This window comes from Sodalinema gerasimenkoae IPPAS B-353, from assembly GCF_009846485.1.
Taxonomy (GTDB): domain Bacteria; phylum Cyanobacteriota; class Cyanobacteriia; order Cyanobacteriales; family Geitlerinemataceae; genus Sodalinema; species Sodalinema gerasimenkoae.
On sequence record NZ_ML776472.1, the window covers coordinates 4,047,033 to 4,063,644 of the forward strand.

Sequence of the window (16,612 nt, forward strand, 5' to 3'; positions counted from 1 at the left end):
GGCTGCCGAACTCTCAGCTTTAAGTTTGCGATTGTCTGGGTTTCTTGGCAAGGGCCAGTTTTTTGACCCCGCCCTAATCTTGCCATAATCTCTTGGGGAGAGTCACGGTCACTGGGGTCAGGGGTGAAATCGCTAGAGCTTAGAAAGGGTGGGAATTTCAGCCCTTAGTCTAGACCACGACAGGTGAGCCAATAGAACTGAATTGGCGGGGTCAGCAGATGGGGGAATAACTCTTGTCCCGTAGCCCAGGTGAGAAAGCTGTCTGAGGGAAGCCAGGCGGCTGAGGGGAGGTGCTGAGACTCGTAGTCCACCACCGACTCCGCTGAGTCGAGTTGTAGGCCAACCCCCTTTAGGATATCCTCCAACTCTGACCGGGTTAGGAACGCACATCCACAGGCTTGAGCCAGGTCCCGAACCTCCGGCTTGGGGGTATAGTCCGCTTCAGCCAAGAACGCCCCCAGCAAGAGCCGGCCCGTGGGGGCTAATAGCCGTTGGCTTTGCTCGAATAGGTGACGCACTGCTTGGGGCGATCGCAGGTGGGGGAGGACTTCCGGGGCTAAGATGAGGCTATACTCTCCCTGAACCGGGTCTTGTTCGAGGAGGTCTGGGGCCAGCAAGTTAACGCAGAGATGACGAGAGTCAGTCATCTGCTGCAATTGGGCCGCCGCCTCAGAGTTCGTCACCACCGCATCCACGGGATGGCCTCGTTTGGCTAGGGGTAAGCTATTGCGGCCAATTCCCGCCCCAATATCCAACACTGACACCTCTTGCGCCTCCCCTAAACTCGCCGCTAGCCTCATGGCCTTGGCATCAGGATAGCGACCAAAGCGAGACTGGTTCGCCAACTGAAAGGACTGTTGAGCCTCCGGGGGAGAACTCAGACTCAAATTTAGAGCAATTCCCCCGGCCAGCCCTTGCTGAGGATTGACCAAGTGATAGGAGAGGCTAAGATAGCGACGAGGAGACTCCTCAAATCCCCGAGTTAGGGTTTCTGTTAGCTGCTGTCGCAGGTGACTCTGTTCCTCGGGACTGGGGGCTTGTCCGAAGAGATTGAACAAGCCGACAATCAGATGTTCATAGCGAGGGGCCAGGGCCGGGAGACAGGGAAGTTGTAGGGTTCCCTCCACGGCCATAGAGACCTGCAATTTTTCCTGCAAGGCGTCCTCCAGATGTGAGTCTGACCGGGTGGAGAGGTCTGACGAAGAAGAGGATGAACACCGAAATAAAGGCTTGGCCGGGGGGTGAGGATAGGAAAGCATGACAGACATTCACTGAGACTGTTCGTCTCACCCTACGGCGAATCAAATTCAGGAACCGGAGGCTTCCCTAGGAACGCAGATAGGCCTCAACCGTATTTTTAAGCAACATGGCGACCGTCATCGGGCCAATTCCCCCGGGAACCGGAGTAATCCAAGCCGCTTTCTGAGACACTTCCTCAAACGCTACATCCCCCGCCAGTTTATAGCCACCCTGGCCATCACTGACCCGGTTAATCCCCACATCAATCACCACCGCTCCCGGTTTTACCATCTCAGCGGTAATCATTTCGGGACGGCCCACCGCCGCCACCACGATATCTGCGGCGGCGACGACTTCGGCTAGGTTTTGGGTGCGTGAGTGAGCCACCGTCACCGTTGCATTGGCCTCCAGGAGCATCAGGGCCATGGGTTTTCCTACTAAAATACTACGACCCACCACCACGGCATTTTTGCCACTGGGGTCGATGGTATACTCCCTGAGGACTTCCATCACGCCAGCGGGGGTGCAACTTCTCAGGCCCGCTTCCCCCCGCGTCAGACGACCGAGATTGATGGGATGGAGTCCGTCTGCGTCTTTGTCGGGGTCGAGTTGTAGCAGTAGGGCCACTGCATCTAAATGAGCCGGGAGGGGGAGTTGTAGGAGAATCCCATCGACTCGTTCATCTTGGTTGAGTTCCTGGATTTTGGCGGAAATCTCCGCCGCTGTCGCCGTGGCGGGGAAATGTTGGCCAAAGGAGGCAATTCCCACTCGTTCACAGGCTCGTTCCTTATTGCGGACATAGACAGCACTGGCGGGGTCATCTCCGACACGGATGACCGCCAGTCCAGGGGGACGGTTACGCTGGGGAAGAACCGCCTCGATTTGCGATCGCAGTCGAGATTGTACTGTCTTGGCGAGAGCTTTACCGTCTAAAATACGAGTCGTATCCATTGAGCCAGGGAGTATTGTGCGATTGACCGTCACTACCGTATCATTTCTGCCTCGTTTTAATCGCTCTTTAATTCCCCTGCTCTCGGGGTTGTTCCTCCTGAATGGCTGTGACACCCCGTTAGATATTGGGGTTGACGTCACACCTCTGGGAACACTCTCTCAGGAGCAGGTGGGGAATGAGGTCACGGTAGAGGGGGTCGTGGGCGATCGCGCTCCCCTATTGGACGGGGGAGCCTATGTGTTGCAGGATGAGACTGGGACAATCTGGGTCATCTCTGAGGAGGGTGTTCCTGAAGCGGGGGATTCGTTACGAGTGCAAGGAACCCTGGAACAGCGAGAAATTGTCATTAATCAACGAGATTACGGGGAACTCTACCTACAAGAACAGCAACGAACTCCCCAATAACCTCTCTCCCTCATCTCCCTTGTCCCGTCCCTCGTGACAGGGTTCTACCCTGTCATGACTCCCCAGCGGCTCTGCCGCCTGACTAGGAGGCAGAGCCTCCCCCAGAGCATTCCTTGGCAGAGCCAAGGAACGAGGGAACGAGGGAGAGGGAGACGAGGAAAATGAGGGAATTTTCTCACTTTCGTCCTATCTGACTCATGGTTAAAGAAGTTGCGATCGCCATTCTCCATCAAAACGGTCGCTATCTCATGCAACTACGAGACGACATCCCCACCATCGTCTATCCCGGACAATGGACCTTCTTCGGCGGAACCGTCGAACCCGGGGAAGCGGCCGAAGTCGCGGTCATGCGAGAACTTCAAGAAGAAATCCGCTATCACCCCCCCTACGTGGCGTTATTCCGACGGGAACAGTATCGCGACTTCATCCGTAACGTCTTCCACGCACCCCTAACCGTCGATATCCAAGATTTAGAACTCTGCGAAGGATTAGACTTAGACCTTTGGACCGCTGAACAAGTGCAACTGGGAGAAAAATTTTCCCCCAAAGCCGGAGAAGTTCGTAAAATTGGAAAACCCCATCAACGAGTTTTACTGGCTTACATTAACTCGCTTAAATTGTCAATTTAAAAACAGATTTCTTAACAATGCAGCCCCAACTCTCGACCATCGGCCAACAAATGTCCCACCTCACCGGGGTGCGGGCCATTATGAAAGATATTATCGAAACTCTGCAATCAGGAGGTGGACGGGAGTTTATCGACCTCAGCGCCGGAAATCCCGTAATTTTGCCCGAAATTGAGCAGATGTGGCGTGATTGTACCCAAGACTTGCTGGCCAGTTCCGACTACGGCGAGGTGGTCTGTCGTTATGGGTCTAGTCAAGGCTATCAACCCCTCATTGAAGCCGTCGCCAACGACTTTAACCAACGCTATGGGGCCAATCTCACCCCTCGTAATATCCTCATTACCCCCGGTTCCCAATCGATTTATTTCTTTGCCGCCAACGCCTTTGGTGGCTATACTGCCGGTGGCAATCTCAAGAAGGTGGTGCTGCCCCTTTGTCCTGATTACACTGGCTATGGTGGCGTGAGTTTGGTTCCCGAAGCCGTGGTGTCCTATAAACCCAGTTTGGAGATTGATGAGGAGAACCATCGCTTTAAATATCGCCCTGACTTTAGTCAGTTGCAGATTGACGACACTACCGGTTGTGTTATCTTTTCTCGGCCCTGTAATCCCACCGGAAATGTGCTGAGTGATGACGAGGTGGGCAAAATTGCCAGTTTAGCGGCGGGTTATGATGCACCGGTGTTTATTGATTCGGCTTATGCGCCGCCGTTTCCGGCCCTGAACTTTACTCCCATGACACCTCAGTTGGGGGGGAATGTGGTGCATTGTCTGAGTTTGTCCAAAGCCGGACTTCCGGGGGAACGGGTGGGGGTGGCGATCGCCCATGAAGATATCATCAACGTGTTACAGTCATTCCAGACCAATGCTTGTATCCATTCCTCTCGCTATGGACAAGCCATTGCGGCACGAGCCATCGCCTCAGGACAACTGGCTCATCTGTCCGAGTCGGTGATTCGTCCCCATTATCAACGGAAATATGCGGTTCTGGCGGAAGCCTTACAGCAAGAAATGCCAAAATCTCTCTCCTGGTTCCTTCATGCGGGAGAAGGGTCGATTTTTGCCTGGATTTGGTTCCGGGACTTGCCCACGAGCGATCGCCATCTCTACAATGAACTCAAACAGGCTGGGGTCATTGTCGTCCCTGGGGAACCCTTCTTCCCTGGACTGCGAGAGGACTGGCCCCACAAACAGCAATGTTTACGCATCAGTCTCACCGCTCCCCCAGAGGCCTTAGTCGAGGCCATGAAACGGCTGCGACAGGTAATCGAGTAGGGGCACGCCCTTGTGGCTGCCCATTCCCGTAGGGGCACGCCCTTGTGGCTGCCCATTCCCGTAGGGGCACGCCCTTGTGGCTGCCCATTCCCGTAGGGGCACGCCCTTGTGGCTGCCCATTCCCGTAGGGGCACGCCCTTGTGGCTGCCCATTCCCGTAGGGGCACGCCCTTGTGGCTGCCCATTCCCGTAGGGGCACGCCCTTGTGGCACTGGTGTCAAGTTAAGGAAATCGTGGAAAAGTCAAGAAAGTGTAAACAACCCGAGACCAAGGGAAAAATGCTTATAGGCTAAGGACTAGCTAGCCAGGACAAAAGATGCCTAAGAAGACCTATCACAAACCGGGAAACCCGGACTTCAGACGACATCGCTCAGTGCCCGGACCAGTGAATCGGACGATTGAGCAGCGCTTGTTCGAGATGTTAAGTCCGGGAACGTTTGCCTCCCTCAAAAGCGTAAGCAACAAAGGACGACGGTTACGAGAGCGAACTCTAACCCTGCCGGTGATGACAGCGATTGTCCTGAGCCTAGTTTACCGGCAAATGACAGGGCTAAGTGAAGTGCTGCGAACCCTAGAACAGGAGGGACTGTTTTGGGTGAAAGCTCAACGCATCAGTAAACAGGCTCTATCCCAAAGATTACAAAGCCTGCCGGCCCATCTGTTTGCCAGTTTGCTCGAGCAGGTCATTGAGCGCTTGAACCAATCCTCAGCGCCCGGGGAAGTCTCGCCATTCTGGAGACCGGTGCGGTCTAAGTTCCCAGCCATTTGGCTAGCTGACGGGTCAACCCTCGAAGCCTTAAAAAAGAAACTGCATCGTCATCGCGGCAAAAAAGCCACCTCCCCCTTGGCCGGCAAGATGATGATGATGGTCGATGCCTTCAACCATCGCCCCCAGGCGGCCTGGTACAGTCCTGAAGCCCAATCCAATGATAAGCTTTGGACTGACTCATTGCTCGAACGTCTGCCAAAGGGCGGTTTAATGGTGTTTGACCTGGGATTCTTTAAGTTTCCTTGGTTTGATGCCTTTAGCGATTCGGGCAAGTTCTTTGTGACTCGCTTGCGGGAGAAAACCGCTTACAAGAATCTCAAGGTACTCGGTCAAAACCGTTACGTTCGTGACGAACTGATAGATTTAGGGCAATACCGCTCTAATCCTTGTCACCATCCCGTGCGTCTGGTGTCCGTCTCTTGGGAGGGAACTATCTACCGCTATTTGACCAATGTCACTGACCCCGAGGTCTTGTCCGCCCGCTACGTTAGCGAGCTTTATCGCCAACGCTGGCGCATTGAGGAGGCCTTTCTCGTGACCAAACGCTTGTTAGGTTTGGCTTACCTCTGGGTCGGTGGCTCCAATGGCATTGAAATCCAGATTTATGCCACCTGGATTTTCTATGCGGTGCTTACCGACGTCTGTTCCCAGGTCTCTGAGGCTTTACATGAACCCATTGACCGCATTTCTCAGGAAATGGTTTTCCGCAGTCTTTACTTTTTCAGTCGCGCCCGGGAACAGGGCCGTGTTGAGGATGATGAACTCATTCCTTTTCTGGTTCAATATGCCCAGTCCTTCGGACTGGTTAAAGCTAGGCGTAAGCGCCAACGAAAGAAAGATGCTATCTCCCGTCAGGTCTGGTCTCACCCCTTAACTTGACACCAGTGGCCCTTGTGGCTGCCCATTCCCGTAGGGGCACGCCCTTGTGGCTGCCCACTAATTTTCCGCCCCCTGTAGGCAAATCCTGACTCAGAGGGCAGAATAGGGACAGGGATGTTTTTAAACCAAACATCAAGATTTGTAAAATTCCCGGATGTTCAGGATGCCCCTGGGAACAAACCCCGCGCCGTCAACGACGAAGGCCCATAAGCCGGCCCATGTCCAGAACCTCAGACGCAGTGCGGCGAGTTAAGCCCCCAGTCCCGTTCACCCCATGAAGCCGGGAGCCTGCCCCAAAGTCCCTGCCTCAAAACCCTCGACCCCCTAAAAAACCATGCCGATTATCAGCGGAACCCCCAACGCCGACGTCATCGTTGGAACCCTTGGCGACGATACCATCGTTGGCATGAGCGGCGATGACAGTATCCTCGGTGGTCGCGGCGATAATATCATTTTCGGCAATCAGGGCAACGATACCCTCAGAGCCGGCCGCGGTCAAGATACCCTTCTCGGGGGAAAGGGCAACGATAAGATTTTTGGCAGTGAACAGGATAATATCCTCAGTGGCGATGATGGCGACGATACCCTGTTTGCCATTGACGGGGAGAATATCCTGTTTGGAGGCCCTGGGAACGATGTCCTAGTGGCGGGGTTGGGCAATGACTTCCTCTATGGGGGCCAGGGCAACGATACCCTCTGGGCGGAACGGGGCAATAACGTTGTTTCCGGGGACCGGGGGGCTAATGTTCTGATTGGGGGAACGGGGGAAAATATCTTCGTTCTCAATATTAATCATGGCGGTCCGAGTATCAACGATGCCGACCAAATTTTGCGCTTCAAACCCAACGACAAGATTGCGTTGTTGGGGGGTCCTGAGGGACAGACCATTGACCGTTCTGCCATTAATATTGCCTTTGTTCGTCGTGACGGAAGTTCTAGTCGAGGCAATTATGTCCTCACCAATTTAGCCACCGGGGAGTTCCTGGCGGTGATTCACAATGTGCGCCGCAGTGCCTTGACGGCGGAGAATTTCACAGAGGATTTAACCCCGTCTGATACACCGGACCCGGGACCGCCACAGCCACCGGTGGTGGACCCGGAGGATGAGTTACCCCCTGCACCAGACCCTGGGGATACGACGACAGAACCGCAGCCGCCGCCGACGGATGGGCCTGGGGTTCCGCCGGTGATTGAGCCTCCGGTGGATGAGGATGACCCGGAAGACCCCGGTGCGGAAGACCCCGGTGCGGAAGACCCAACAAATAACCCACCAGAAGCTCGGAACAATGAGGCTGAGGTGAGTGAAGATGGACCGGCCATTGAAATTGATGTCCTAGCCAATGATAGTGATCCCGATGATGATCCCTTAACAATTACATCATTTACAGGTGTCACTGATGGAGTCACGGTCACGATTGAAGGAGATCCTCCTACCGGCTCAGATCCTGGCAATCAGCGACTACTCTACGACCCCGGCGAAGCGTTCCAATTTCTGATAGATGGTGAAACACGGCAAGATACTTTCACCTATACCATCAATGATGGTCGAGGGGGAACCGCAACAGCCACAGTCACCGTGACGATTTTGGGGGCCGATGACCTGCCGACCAGTGAGAATGGGTCTGTGGAAGTTCTCACTGGAGCAACCTTTAGCTTCTCGGCTGCTGATTTTGTCTTTAACGATCCAGATGAGGGAGATGATTTTCAGGCAATTAAGCTGGTGTCTAGTCCTGATGCTGGGACGTTAACATTTGCGAGCAACCCTGTTAACGTCGATGACATTATTCCAGTGGCTGACCTTGGCTCGCTGGAGTTTGCTCAGGGAACCTTAGGAGTCGGGGATTCCACAAGCTTTGACTTCCGCGTTAAGAACACCCGAGATTTCCTGAGTGATGAGTCTTACACCATGACCTTGGGCATTGTGGCGAATCCCAATGCTCCCAAGATTGACTTGGATGGAGACGCAGCCACCGGGATTGTTGAGGCACTGAATCGAGAGTATCTGGAAGGACCAGTTGGCGATATTACTGAGCTCTCCTTTGCTGAGGATGTTCGATTTGATTTACCTGATGGGAACTCTCTGTCTGAGGTTGTGGTGACCCTTAATGGTATCGAGGATGTAGATGAAGTTCTGAGCTTAAGCACGTCGATTGCTGGGATAGCCGTTACAGGAGATGGAACGACTGAGGTGACTTTGACGAATACAGGAAGCGCCTCAGTTGATAATTTTCAAACTCTGTTGCGACAGATTACCTACAAAAATGATGGAATTGATACAGATAATCCCACGGAAGGACCGCGTACGGTAACCATCCGAGCTGTTGACGATGGTGGGTTGGAAAGTAACCCTGCTATCGTCACAATTGATGTTATTGCCGTGAACGACCCTCCGAGTATACATGGAAATGGAGTAACACAAGCGGCAACTACAGGCGAAGCTTATAATCTAGGCAATTTATTTGCGACTGAAGCATTTAGTGATCCTGATGCTGGAGATGAAGATGTCATAGTCAGCCTCAGCGTTGATAAAGATGCTGATGGGACATTTAACTACACGGGTTCAACCCTAACAGACAAATTAACTGACCTCAACTCCAATTCTTTGACCATCACCGCGCCGATTTCTGAAATTAACACAGCGATTCAAAATGGTAATCTCCGCTATGTCCCAAGTGTTGACAGTGACTTTGACCTAGAGGTAACAATCAATGATGACGGAAACAGTGGCAGTGTGGGACATAATACTCCAGGGACGGCTGAGACAACGTTTACCATTCCTATCCAGAACTTAGCTGGAATCACGGAAATGACGGTGACGACATTACCTAATTGGGGCAATAGTGTGTCGTTGCCGGCAAGTGCCTTCCTTGCGGTTGGTAGAGGTAATGATATAAGAGTTTCCAATATTGATCTCGTAAGCGGTATTCAGACTAACAAGATTCAGAGCGTTGATCCTTCTGGTAACGAGGTAACCTTCAATTTGGCTTCATTTCGGGAGGGAAACAGTACAACTGGGCAGTTTACATATACGTTAGAAGTTGATGGTCAAAACGTTGAAACCGACCAAACTGTAACTGTGAAAATTAAAACCCCACCAGGTTCTTCAGGCTCGTTCCAGGGGGGTGATGGGCCCAGTATACTTCGCGCTACCGGGAGCTATGACTTGACATTAATTGGTGGTTCTGGTGACGATTATCTGATGAGTAGTCTCGGGTCAAGGGTTTTATATGGTGGACAGGGCAACGATACTTTAGTTGGACCTGTAGGCAATGATGTCAATAATACTGACAACCTAAGCGATACTTTCGTCTTTGATAAGGATGACGTTCTAACAAGACCTGGATTCAATGCTGAATCAATTGCAGATATCAGAAATCATGTTAATGAGTATGGAGTGGATAAGATTTTAACCTTCAACTTGGGGAATAGTAAAGGTTGGTCATTTGATAATCCTACTAGGAATGATGTCATTTGGCTCAGTAACTTCGGTATAGGTTTCGATAATGTTAATCCCGATGTTGGAGGACCTGCAGGAGACGGTTCACTTGGTAATCGTCTGAATCCAGACACAAATGTCTTTGCGGTTTTCTCCCCCAGCGGTGGTGGTCATCCTGAAGCGTTGTACTTACTCTATGACAAGAGTGGTGATAATACCGTCAATAGCGATACTTACCTGATTGCCAAGTTAACCGGAAACTCTGATACATTTGGAATTGCTCCAGATGGCTTGCGTGCTAGTGATTTCAGGTTTGATACCTTTGAATCTAATCCCTAACCCCGCCCAAGTAACGCCTTTTTGACCTACCCGTCTAATAATTAGTTTAGTTGGACGGGCCAAAATACCCATACACTCGCGCCGACAACTCACGGATAAAGTCAGCCGCCTCCTCCTCATATTCCGGACGTTCCACCAACGCCACCAGCACATACCGCCGACCATTGACCACATCCACCAATCCCGCATCCGCCAACACAAACCGCAGATTCCCCGTCTTATGGGCAATCACCCCACCCTCTCCCACACCCTGGGGCAATAACCCATTATTCTGCGTCAGCATCATAATCCGTAACATCCGGTCGCGACTGGCCATCGACAACAACTCCCCCCGTTCAATCTGGGCTAACAGGCCCGCCAACTCCCGAGGGGTGGTCTGATTCGTCCCCTGCAAATCTGGCAGCCAATCCTCTAAGACTGTCTCCTGCATTCCCCATTCACGGAACTGGCTACTCAAGGTCGCCAACCCCCCCAAACGGTCAATGATGAGATTCGTGGCCGTATTATCACTCTGCACCATCATCAACGTCGCCACCTCCAAGGCTGAGAATTCCGACCCCGGCACTTCATCCTGTAAACGACCGGCCCCCCCAGCAATATGGGACTCCTCCAACCGTAACCGCTCATCCAGGCGCACCTGGCCCGCATCCACCGCCTGCAAAAACGCCACCAAAATGGGAATCTTAATCGTACTCGCTGCCGCAAAGGGTCTATCCTGACCCATCTGGGCATAATCCCCTGTCGTCACATCCACCACCATCAACCCCGGTGTCAGCTCAGGATACTCCGCCACTAATCCCTGCAACTGGCCCGTCAAGTCTGTCAACTCTCGTCCCAAAGGCCGCTGCAACGACTCAGCCGTCCCCATTTCCAGGGACTCTTGCCGCTCTACCGACCCCTCCGACGGAACCGGAGTCCACAGGGCCATCAACGTCCCCGCCACCGCACTCAAGCCAATCCCCGCAATCGCCAACCGCGCCCCATAGAGCATCGGCAACAGGGGGGCCGGAACCGGCAGACGACGGCGACGGCGACGACGGGGCGTTCCCACAGCCGAACCCGTCCGATTTTGGGCCTGACCGCCGGTTTTACGGGTTGTCCCACTGCCAGAACGCCCTGACTGAGACCCCGGACGACCTGGGCGAGGTGTTGGCGGTGGTAGGGGAATTTGTCCCGGAACTCCCCGATGTAGATAAGAACTGGTCCCACGACGCGAGGGAAACGGAACTGAACTCCCCAACATCGGCTCTCGCCGCACTCGTCGCCGTTGGGGAGTGGGCAAATTCACCGCTCCCTCCCGTCGTCGCCGCCGACTGGAAATGGGCGTTACCTTATTATTAACCGCCTGACGAGGGGAACGCGACCCCGTCCCAGCCTGTAACCGAGTTCGCCATTGACGGCGACTCCAACTTTCATAACGACTTGAACGACGGGGCGGCGGATTAGACATGAGTGAACAGTCAACACTGTGCGAGTTCCGTTACCGATTCTAGCCCACCTACGAGCGACAACCACAGTAAATCCTACTTCGGCTGTGGGGAGGGAGGGAAACCCACTGAAGGATTGAGGGTGAGTTCCCCCACGGCCATGTCTCATCTGAATTTCGCAATAACGGGGATAAAATCGGTCAAACTCACAATAATGGAAGCTCATGTTGGTGATGAGTAGCAGAGCTATGATGTTGATTGATTTCCTCAAATAACTTCTGGCAAACCTTTAACTTTTGTAAAACATACTTTTGATGCCGGGTTATCTTGGCAGTTTTACTTCTGGGATAGTTCTGACTAGACTGACTATCTTGAATCTGTGAAGCTTCCACCAGTTTTTTGCTGCATTTAAGAAAGTAATAGACTAGGACCTGCTCATCAAAACTAGAGCCTAAATCCGCAAAACGCTGATTATAGGCTTGACGAATCCGGCGATGAGTCGTTTTACCAATACCGAAGGAACAGGCTAAACAGGCCAATTCCTTCATGACCGGATGTTTACCCCATTTTTCCCAATCGACTAAAACCAGTTTGCCTCTGGTAGTAACACAGATATTGAGGAGGTTAATATCTCCATGAGCCATAGCCACGGGAACCTCTAGATTATAGTCATCAATCTGCGCCGCAACATCATGAAATACCTGAACCGTCTCCGGTTCCATCTCCGCGAGTACAGAGGAGGTTAATGCCTCTTCAACTAAAGCCTCGGGCTGCTCACCGAAAATACGAGCCATGGGGTCTGAACGTACCGGCTCATACCAATCCATCAACACAGGTAGCAACTCCTGCTGGATTTTCTGTCTCTCGTCAGCATTTTCTTTATTAATAGGATGACAGTTTAGCCGTTCTTCTAGTAAGTAGTAGAGACCCTTCTCTTTACCGGCAGCAACCACTTTAGGAATACGAATTTCCCCTCTCAGTGAAGCTCGCATCGCTTCCCGACCCTCAATTTCTTTAGCAAACCAAGGTGTTTTAATGTCACGTTCTTCTCGAACAACTTTCAAGATAAAGTCCGGGTAAAAGACACGCATTTTGTGAGATTCAGACTTAACAAAAATCAGCTCAGCCTGGCTATTGATTTTCCTATAGTTAGGACGTCGAAATAAAGAATATTGAAGGATGTTTAAGAGCTGCTGTTTCCGAGACCCGGTTGGAATTCGACCTAGCATAATTTTAGGAATGAGTTTAAGGTCTCCAGCAACCCAATACGCACCTTCAACATCCAAAAATGGCCGAGGTTTGGAACAAGACTTTTTCATTAGCTTTGCTTCAAGGGCTGGCAGAGCAGAAATTAAGTCATCGGACTGGGAATAGGCGTAGTTAGACATCGTTTACCTCTCATTTGTGGCGATAAAATCCCTAGAAGAACGCAAGAACCCTGCTTAAGATGCTCTTAAGTAAAAGTTAAGAAAACATTAAAATTTAGGCAAAGACAGACGTAGTGCAACAAACGGCATTGCCGACAAAAACTGGTCTCTGGTCTTTGGTTATCTTTAGGTTAACCAAAGCATAAATAGCCCCCTCTAAAATCTCCTGAGCATGAACTGCCATCTGTCGCGCTTCATCACAGAGCGGGTCACATTGGGGATTGACCAGCAACAAACGGCTCAACCCCAAATTTGCCATAATCCGGGCAACAGACCCCACGTTCAACGCGCCAGCGGGTTCTACGAGAACAATTGAGATGGGGGAGAGGGCAGTGGCAGTCATGGCACAGGGACGAGGGGGTCAGTAGAAGGTTAACCAGAGGGTTAAACAGAACGTATCGACGGCGATGGGACGAAAACACACAAAGTCCAACTTACCGCAAAAGGTCTGTCCTGTTTGTGGTCGTCCCTTTGAGTGGCGCAAGAAATGGGCCAATTGCTGGGATGAGGTGAAATACTGTTCTGAACGCTGTCGGCGACGCCGCTAGAGACGTTGCGCCCCTCTCCGTTGAGCCTGGCCCCTAGAAGAATCTGGAAAATCCCTGTATAATCCCCATGCGATGGAGTCCCCCCAATTCAGACATCGCCAGTCAACCTCAAGCGATTGTCTGAATCTGTCCGAATCTGTCTTTATTTGTCCCAATTATCTGTCTTATGTCCAATACCTACCGCGTCACCCTACATCACCAAGGCGAAACCTACACCATCGAGGTTCCTGAGTCGGAAACTATCCTCAAGGTGGCCCATGACCAAGATATTGAGCTGCCCAGTTCCTGTTATGCGGGAGTTTGTACCACCTGTGCGGCTAAAATCCTGGAAGGGGAAGTCTCTCAAGAGGATGGTATGGGGGTTAGCCCGGAACTGCAAGCGGAAGGCTATGCCCTGCTCTGTGTCTCTTATCCTAAATCGGATTTGGTGATTGAGACGGAGAAGGAAAACGAGGTCTACCAACAGCAGTTTGGTCAAAGCTAATCAGCTCCCTATCTTGTGGCATTTTTTTGCCATTTTGTCAAGTCTTTACGGAAAATTCGTTATGACGACCCATTTTATCAGTGCCGAGTTTGATGCCAATGAGTCCCCGCAACAACTCCAGCGGGAGATTGAGGCGGAGTTAGAGAAGCGCGGCGACCCCCTGCGCTGGGCGGTGACGGAGGCTAATCCGGAAACGGGCAAGGTCCAGGTTGAGGCAGTAGTCACCCGCCAGGATTAGGGGGGATTTTCCGAAGCACGCCACCCCGGAGGGCGACCACAAGGGTCACTGGTGTCAAGTTAAGGGGTGAGACCAGACCTGACGGGAGATAGCATCTTTCTTTCGTTGGCGCTTACGCCTAGCTTTAACCAGTCCGAAGGACTGGGCATATTGAACCAGAAAAGGAATGAGTTCATCATCCTCAACACGGCCCTGTTCCCGGGCGCGACTGAAAAAGTAAAGACTGCGGAAAACCATTTCCTGAGAAATGCGGTCAATGGGTTCATGTAAAGCCTCAGAGACCTGGGAACAGACGTCGGTAAGCACCGCATAGAAAATCCAGGTGGCATAAATCTGGATTTCAATGCCATTGGAGCCACCGACCCAGAGGTAAGCCAAACCTAACAAGCGTTTGGTCACGAGAAAGGCCTCCTCAATGCGCCAGCGTTGGCGATAAAGCTCGCTAACGTAGCGGGCGGACAAGACCTCGGGGTCAGTGACATTGGTCAAATAGCGGTAGATGGTTCCCTCCCAAGAGACGGACACCAGACGCACGGGATGGTGACAAGGATTAGAGCGGTATTGCCCTAAATCTATCAGTTCGTCACGAACGTAACGGTTTTGACCGAGTACCTTGAGATTCTTGTAAGCGGTTTTCTCCCGCAAGCGAGTCACAAAGAACTTGCCCGAATCGCTAAAGGCATCAAACCAAGGAAACTTAAAGAATCCCAGGTCAAACACCATTAAACCGCCCTTTGGCAGACGTTCGAGCAATGAGTCAGTCCAAAGCTTATCATTGGATTGGGCTTCAGGACTGTACCAGGCCGCCTGGGGGCGATGGTTGAAGGCATCGACCATCATCATCATCTTGCCGGCCAAGGGGGAGGTGGCTTTTTTGCCGCGATGACGATGCAGTTTCTTTTTTAAGGCTTCGAGGGTTGACCCGTCAGCTAGCCAAATGGCTGGGAACTTAGACCGCACCGGTCTCCAGAATGGCGAGACTTCCCCGGGCGCTGAGGATTGGTTCAAGCGCTCAATGACCTGCTCGAGCAAACTGGCAAACAGATGGGCCGGCAGGCTTTGTAATCTTTGGGATAGAGCCTGTTTACTGATGCGTTGAGCTTTCACCCAAAACAGTCCCTCCTGTTCTAGGGTTCGCAGCACTTCACTTAGCCCTGTCATTTGCCGGTAAACTAGGCTCAGGACAATCGCTGTCATCACCGGCAGGGTTAGAGTTCGCTCTCGTAACCGTCGTCCTTTGTTGCTTACGCTTTTGAGGGAGGCAAACGTTCCCGGACTTAACATCTCGAACAAGCGCTGCTCAATCGTCCGATTCACTGGTCCGGGCACTGAGCGATGTCGTCTGAAGTCCGGGTTTCCCGGTTTGTGATAGGTCTTCTTAGGCATCTTTTGTCCTGGCTAGCTAGTCCTTAGCCTATAAGCATTTTTCCCTTGGTCTCGGGTTGTTTACACTTTCTTGACTTTTCCACGATTTCCTTAACTTGACACCAGTGCCACAAGGGTTCGCCCCTACGCTCATGTATACGGCTGTTCTGATTATCCCTACTGGTATTGGCGCTAGGATTGGGGGCTATGCGGGGGATGGAATTCCGGTGGTTCGGGCCCTGTCTGGGGTCTGCGATCGCCTCATCACCCATCCCAATGTCCTCAATGCGGCCCAACTCTATTGGTCTGACCCCAATATCTTCTATGTGGAAGGGTTGGGGTTAGATCGCTTTGCGGCGGGACGCTGGGGCTTGCGGCCGGTGGTGCAAAATCGGGTGGGCCTACTCCTCGATGCGGGGATTGAACCGGAGTTGCGCTTACGTCATCTGCAAGCGGCGGATGCGATGCGGGGGAGTTTGGGACTCGGGTTAACGGAGTATGTGGTCACGGATGCGCCTCTGGGGGTGCAGTTGCGAACAGCCGCCTCGGGGGCCAGTTGGGGAACTTTGGACAATCCAGGGAGCCTGCTACGGGGCGCTAAACGGCTGATTGAGGAGGCGGGGGCGGAGGCGATCGCCGTGGTGGCCCGGTTTCCCGAGGAGTCCCCGGAACAGCTACAAGACTATCGTAGTGGCTCTGGGGTGGATGCGATCGCCGGCGCGGAAGCGGTCATCAGTCATCTCATTGTCCGTGAGTTCGGCATCCCAGCGGCCCACGCCCCGGCCCTGTCGCCTCTCCCCCCGGAACCCAACCTGTCCCCTCGGGCCGCTGCTGAGGAGTTAGGCTATACCTTCCTTCCTTGCGTTTTAATGGGCCTCAGTCGCGCCCCCCAATTCGTCCCAGCGGAAGACTGTCGCCCCCAGGATCTGCGATCGCCCGATGTGGATGTGGTGATTGTCCCTGAAGGCGCCTGTGGCGGCAGTGCTATCCTAAGTTGGAGTCAGGGCGCAACCCAAATCATTACCGTCGCCGAGAACTCAACCCAGATGCGTTGTCCCGCCGCCAGTTTAGGGATTGAGGCCCTATCCGTGCGATCGTATCTCGAAGCCATCGGGGCGATCGCCGCCCACCGCAGTGGCGTCCATCCTCCGTCCCTACAGCCCCAGATTGCGCCCCTAACGCATCTGTAAACCGTCCTAAACCAA

At 52.8% G+C, this 16,612-nt stretch carries 14 protein-coding genes and 1 pseudogene; 9 read left to right on the plus strand and 6 right to left on the minus strand.

Annotated elements, in window-relative coordinates; all coding sequences use genetic code 11:
* Positions 1-164: 164 nt before the first annotated feature.
* Entirely contained in the window at positions 165-1,157 is a 993-nt protein-coding gene (locus L855_RS17500; RefSeq protein WP_159790180.1) for a class I SAM-dependent methyltransferase, read from the minus strand.
* 169 nt (positions 1,158-1,326) lie between these two features.
* Positions 1,327-2,190: a bifunctional methylenetetrahydrofolate dehydrogenase/methenyltetrahydrofolate cyclohydrolase FolD gene (gene folD, locus L855_RS17505; protein WP_159790182.1), complete on the minus strand. Its 864-nt coding sequence runs from the start codon at positions 2,188-2,190 to the stop codon at positions 1,327-1,329.
* A gap of 22 nt (positions 2,191-2,212) precedes the next feature.
* Between folD and L855_RS17510 the strand changes: the two genes are divergently transcribed.
* The 5 genes from L855_RS17510 to L855_RS17530 all read left to right on the plus strand — a co-directional run bounded on the left by L855_RS17510 (position 2,213) and on the right by L855_RS17530 (position 9,918).
* Complete coding sequence (locus tag L855_RS17510; RefSeq protein WP_219729941.1) at positions 2,213-2,596, plus strand: hypothetical protein; 384 nt, start codon at positions 2,213-2,215, stop codon at positions 2,594-2,596.
* A gap of 197 nt (positions 2,597-2,793) precedes the next feature.
* Positions 2,794-3,225 (plus strand): NUDIX hydrolase, encoded by a 432-nt coding sequence (locus tag L855_RS17515; protein ID WP_159790186.1) that lies wholly within the window; start codon positions 2,794-2,796, stop codon positions 3,223-3,225.
* Between the two features lie 17 nt (positions 3,226-3,242).
* Positions 3,243-4,496, plus strand: a complete 1,254-nt coding sequence (locus L855_RS17520; RefSeq protein ID WP_159790188.1) for a valine--pyruvate transaminase — start codon at positions 3,243-3,245, stop codon at positions 4,494-4,496.
* A 315-nt stretch (positions 4,497-4,811) separates the two neighbouring features.
* The gene (locus L855_RS17525) at positions 4,812-6,143 is read left to right on the plus strand and encodes an IS4 family transposase (protein WP_159784407.1); all 1,332 of its coding nucleotides are present in this window, start codon (positions 4,812-4,814) and stop codon (positions 6,141-6,143) included.
* Positions 6,144-6,477: 334 nt separating this feature from the next.
* Positions 6,478-9,918 (plus strand): Ig-like domain-containing protein, encoded by a 3,441-nt coding sequence (locus L855_RS17530; RefSeq protein WP_159790190.1) that lies wholly within the window; start codon positions 6,478-6,480, stop codon positions 9,916-9,918.
* Between the two features lie 46 nt (positions 9,919-9,964).
* Here L855_RS17530 and L855_RS17535 read toward each other — a convergent pair whose 3' ends face one another.
* The 3 genes and pseudogenes from L855_RS17535 to L855_RS17545 all read right to left on the minus strand — a co-directional run.
* Complete coding sequence (locus L855_RS17535; RefSeq protein WP_159790192.1) at positions 9,965-11,368, minus strand: serine hydrolase; 1,404 nt, start codon at positions 11,366-11,368, stop codon at positions 9,965-9,967.
* Between the two features lie 183 nt (positions 11,369-11,551).
* On the minus strand, positions 11,552-12,733 hold the full coding sequence (locus tag L855_RS17540) for a phosphotransferase family protein (RefSeq protein WP_159790194.1): 1,182 nt from the start codon (positions 12,731-12,733) through the stop codon (positions 11,552-11,554).
* A 187-nt stretch (positions 12,734-12,920) separates the two neighbouring features.
* Positions 12,921-13,115 (minus strand): annotated as a pseudogene (locus tag L855_RS17545) (TrmH family RNA methyltransferase); the annotation flags it as partial.
* A gap of 64 nt (positions 13,116-13,179) precedes the next feature.
* Between L855_RS17545 and L855_RS17550 the strand changes: the two are divergent.
* The 3 genes from L855_RS17550 to L855_RS21225 all read left to right on the plus strand — a co-directional run bounded on the left by L855_RS17550 (position 13,180) and on the right by L855_RS21225 (position 14,042).
* Entirely contained in the window at positions 13,180-13,320 is a 141-nt protein-coding gene (locus L855_RS17550; RefSeq protein WP_159790196.1) for a DUF2256 domain-containing protein, read from the plus strand.
* 166 nt (positions 13,321-13,486) lie between these two features.
* Positions 13,487-13,804, plus strand: coding sequence for a 2Fe-2S iron-sulfur cluster-binding protein (locus L855_RS17555; protein ID WP_159790198.1), 318 nt, complete (start codon positions 13,487-13,489; stop codon positions 13,802-13,804).
* Between the two features lie 61 nt (positions 13,805-13,865).
* Positions 13,866-14,042: a hypothetical protein gene (locus tag L855_RS21225; RefSeq protein ID WP_170191408.1), complete on the plus strand. Its 177-nt coding sequence runs from the start codon at positions 13,866-13,868 to the stop codon at positions 14,040-14,042.
* A gap of 54 nt (positions 14,043-14,096) precedes the next feature.
* Here L855_RS21225 and L855_RS17560 read toward each other — a convergent pair whose 3' ends face one another.
* The gene (locus L855_RS17560; protein WP_159784407.1) at positions 14,097-15,428 is read right to left on the minus strand and encodes an IS4 family transposase; all 1,332 of its coding nucleotides are present in this window, start codon (positions 15,426-15,428) and stop codon (positions 14,097-14,099) included.
* A 131-nt stretch (positions 15,429-15,559) separates the two neighbouring features.
* Between L855_RS17560 and L855_RS17565 the strand changes: the two genes are divergently transcribed.
* Complete coding sequence (locus L855_RS17565) at positions 15,560-16,597, plus strand: DUF3326 domain-containing protein (protein WP_159790200.1); 1,038 nt, start codon at positions 15,560-15,562, stop codon at positions 16,595-16,597.
* Positions 16,598-16,612 lie beyond the last annotated feature (15 nt).

Coding starts and splice junctions, on each gene's coding strand:
- folD (WP_159790182.1), bottom strand. CDS start 2,190: ATGGATACGACTCGTATTTTAGACGGTAAAGCTCTCGCCAAGACAGTA.
- L855_RS17515 (WP_159790186.1), top strand. CDS start 2,794: ATGGTTAAAGAAGTTGCGATCGCCATTCTCCATCAAAACGGTCGCTAT.
- L855_RS17520 (WP_159790188.1), top strand. CDS start 3,243: ATGCAGCCCCAACTCTCGACCATCGGCCAACAAATGTCCCACCTCACC.
- L855_RS17525 (WP_159784407.1), top strand. CDS start 4,812: ATGCCTAAGAAGACCTATCACAAACCGGGAAACCCGGACTTCAGACGA.
- L855_RS17530 (WP_159790190.1), top strand. CDS start 6,478: ATGCCGATTATCAGCGGAACCCCCAACGCCGACGTCATCGTTGGAACC.
- L855_RS17535 (WP_159790192.1), bottom strand. CDS start 11,368: ATGTCTAATCCGCCGCCCCGTCGTTCAAGTCGTTATGAAAGTTGGAGT.
- L855_RS17540 (WP_159790194.1), bottom strand. CDS start 12,733: ATGTCTAACTACGCCTATTCCCAGTCCGATGACTTAATTTCTGCTCTG.
- L855_RS17550 (WP_159790196.1), top strand. CDS start 13,180: ATGGGACGAAAACACACAAAGTCCAACTTACCGCAAAAGGTCTGTCCT.
- L855_RS17555 (WP_159790198.1), top strand. CDS start 13,487: ATGTCCAATACCTACCGCGTCACCCTACATCACCAAGGCGAAACCTAC.
- L855_RS21225 (WP_170191408.1), top strand. CDS start 13,866: ATGACGACCCATTTTATCAGTGCCGAGTTTGATGCCAATGAGTCCCCG.
- L855_RS17560 (WP_159784407.1), bottom strand. CDS start 15,428: ATGCCTAAGAAGACCTATCACAAACCGGGAAACCCGGACTTCAGACGA.
- L855_RS17565 (WP_159790200.1), top strand. CDS start 15,560: ATGTATACGGCTGTTCTGATTATCCCTACTGGTATTGGCGCTAGGATT.